The organism is Armatimonas sp. (genome assembly GCF_043760365.1).
Taxonomy (GTDB): domain Bacteria; phylum Armatimonadota; class Armatimonadia; order Armatimonadales; family Armatimonadaceae; genus Armatimonas.
On record NZ_JAYUPA010000995.1, the window covers coordinates 1 to 2,695 of the forward strand.

A 2,695-nucleotide genomic window follows, 5' to 3' on the forward strand; every position below is an offset into this window, starting at 1 on the left:
GCCGTGTGGCCGGGGTTGCGCTACGCTCTCAGGGCAGCCCGCTGGCAATTGTCGAGCACGGCTCACCGCCGCAGTCCGAGATTCGTGTCGTGGCCCGAGACGATCACTTCGGCGAGGCGCAGGTCAGCGCGATCACCGAAGCCGGACTAGTGCTGACGGAAGGCAAGCAGCGCCTAGAGATTCCCCTCACCGGGCTTGTCCCACGCCCCGGCGGCTCTCCTCTGGCGATTCCTGGGGGGGAGCGTGCCGTCTTTTCCGACACTCCCCTCGCTTCCATTCTAGAGCTGATCCTAAAGTCCGGCGGACCGCACTTCAAGTTCGATGGCCCTTTAGAAGGCTATATGTCAGGCGAGACCAGCACGTCTGTGATTTCCCTACTCATGAGATCCGCCAACACACCTTTGACTTACACCAAAGAAAATGGAGTCTGGCATGTGAAGAGGCGTGGAGAGGCGCGGCCTGCTCCACCACGTTTTGTCTCGCTGGAGGATATTCAGCAGGGCCGCGCGCAGCTTCCCGTGATCTTTGGTGCCCCCCGCCGCGTCGCCGCCGTGCTGCTGGGCGAGAAACCCCTGGCGCTGCTAGAGACCGGAAATCCCCCGCAGACAAAGCGCCAGATCGTGATGGAGGGCGATACCTACGAGAGCTTCCGTGTCGAGAAAATCACCCGCGAGGGCATCGTTTTGAATAACGGCACACGGCGCTTTCTCGTGCCACTCACACCGCTGAGCCCTAAGCCGTAGAATAGTTCTATGAACCGACGAAATCTCTTGGGCCTCATGGCCCCTCGCTTTCTGGCGCAGGCTGCTCCCAAACGGGATCTCTTGCTGATAGAGGCACCGCTACGCAGTGTTTTTGAGCTGATTTTCAAGGGATTTGGGCAGAGCAACTACTTCCTCGATAACGCGGTGGTGGGCCTTGCGACAGTAACGCTCCGGGCGCAGAGCTTTGAGCGCACCCTGGGAGTTGTCTGTCAGTTGGTTCCACAGCTTCTGGAGTGGAAACAGGAGGAGGGGATTACCTCGATTCGCGCCGCCCCGGTGAAGCCCGAGCCGAGTGAGGACATCATGGCGATCTTTCAGCGGGCGAGGTTCCCGGTTATCGAAGGAATCCCCTGCCGAGTCGCGGGCTGTGTGCTGGGCGGTACAGCACCTGTGGCGATTCTGGAGTCCGGGAACCCGCTCCGCTCGGAGGTGCAAATTGTGGAGCAGGGGCAAAAACTAAAACTACAGGGGGGACGCTATCTTGTGGAGCGGATTCACGAGGACGGGATCGTACTCAGAGGCGAGGATAAAGTGCTGAAAATTCCTCTAGCCCCGCTCGTCCCCAAACCCCCAAAACCCAAGCTCTAGCACAACGACAGAAGCTCCTGAAGCGGCGCGGGCCAATTTCTGAGCTGGAGACCGTGCTCCGCGAGCAGTGCCAGCGCGAGGCGTTCCATGCCAAAAGCGAGGCAGGATGTGTGCGCAACAGCACCATCCGGAGTGTGAATTTCAAAAAGACGGCCAAAGTGATCCTGGTGATAGCTCGACGATATCACGGCTGTGGGACGCTCATTGGAGGCAATGGGAATGCGCAGATCGAACTTACATGCCTGAGCATCTATGGGGGCGAGCGTGGCATTCAAACCAATGCTTGTGAGAAACTCCTGTGCCCGCTCAATCCCTCTATCACGGAAGCCAACCGCCTGCTCGGGCGTCCCCGCGTGGACGAACTCACGCATCCGAAACGAGCGCATTCGCAGGGGATTTAGCGACGGCTCATGGCGGTAGCACCAGTTCTCAATATCGGTCGTCTTGCCTGCCGCAGGAAGTGTCCCCGTGAGATACGGATAGACATAGTAACAAGCCGCTGGAGCCATCACGACATCCGAGATCTCCCGGTGTGGCAGCTCGCCCACGTCCACCACTGCTATCAGCGCCTCCTGCTCCGCCGTCCCCTCCGTGAAACAGCACAGACAGCCCAGAAGCTGCGCACACGTCTCCACCGTGCTCCGAGGCAGCACAGGGGGGCAGCGTAGTATAAAAGTCCCCTCGGTGCGCCCAAGGCGCGTGAGGTGGTGCTCCAGCCCCTCCATGAGCTGCGTGAACGCGACACCGCGTGCGTAGATACCTGGTAGGCTGGTAGGCAGGAGCAGACGTGCCACGAGCAGGCGGTCGAGATAGGCTTCCTCCGCAGTGGCAGTACGGACAGTGGTGCCCGAAAATTGAGCGTGAGAGTCCTTGCGGAACCGCCCCGGAGCGAGCCGGGGACGGTTTTGAACGGGCTTGATCCTCACCCGCACGACTGCTAACGACTTCAAGCCGAGGCCAATTTGTTCCATCATTGAAATCTCCTGTACAGAGATAACTTGTGCAACAATCGCGCCAGAGCCGAACGCGACGTACTTTTGCCTGGGAACGGAGGGAGTTGATCACGACGTACAAAACCTGATGCTTGATCTTGCTCGTTTTCGTCTGCTTGTCGCTCTCAGTGCAAAACTCACGCTACGGGGCTACCTTAACAGCAAACCCGCCCTGCTCGGCGCGGCAGTGATCCTCTTGCTGAGTATTCCCGCTACCCTACAGCTTGCGCTCCGTCTGCACCACTTCTCGCTGAGCGTGATCTTTTTGTGGCTTTTTGTGGATCTCGCCGCCACCCCACTCCTGCTCACATCGCTCCTGCCTGCCTCCGGCGACCCGGCGCGGCTCCTGCA

At 59.7% G+C, this 2,695-nt stretch carries 4 protein-coding genes; 3 read left to right on the plus strand and 1 reads right to left on the minus strand.

Features of this window, described 5'->3' with window-relative positions; all coding sequences use genetic code 11:
* Together ACH2EH_RS25125 and ACH2EH_RS25130 are read left to right on the plus strand one after the other, a co-directional pair.
* Positions 1 to 743: hypothetical protein (locus ACH2EH_RS25125; protein WP_395146147.1), on the plus strand; the 743-nt coding region annotated here is incomplete at its 5' end.
* Between the two features lie 9 nt (positions 744 to 752).
* The gene (locus ACH2EH_RS25130; RefSeq protein ID WP_395146148.1) at positions 753 to 1,352 is read left to right on the plus strand and encodes a hypothetical protein; all 600 of its coding nucleotides are present in this window, start codon (positions 753 to 755) and stop codon (positions 1,350 to 1,352) included.
* Here the strand turns inward: ACH2EH_RS25130 and ACH2EH_RS25135 are convergent.
* A complete protein-coding gene (locus ACH2EH_RS25135; protein WP_395146150.1) occupies positions 1,349 to 2,326 on the minus strand; it encodes a hypothetical protein in 978 nt (325 codons plus the stop codon). The genes ACH2EH_RS25130 and ACH2EH_RS25135 overlap by 4 nt on opposite strands.
* A 106-nt stretch (positions 2,327 to 2,432) precedes the next feature.
* On the opposite strand from ACH2EH_RS25135, the gene ACH2EH_RS25140 reads away from it, so the two are divergent.
* The coding region (locus tag ACH2EH_RS25140) for a hypothetical protein (protein ID WP_395146152.1) at positions 2,433 to 2,695 on the plus strand (263 nt) is incomplete at its 3' end.

Excerpts from the sequence above, each read along its gene's own strand:
- ACH2EH_RS25130 (WP_395146148.1), top strand. The coding sequence starts at position 753 with ATGAACCGACGAAATCTCTTGGGCCTCATGGCCCCTCGCTTTCTGGCG.
- ACH2EH_RS25135 (WP_395146150.1), bottom strand. The coding sequence starts at position 2,326 with ATGATGGAACAAATTGGCCTCGGCTTGAAGTCGTTAGCAGTCGTGCGG.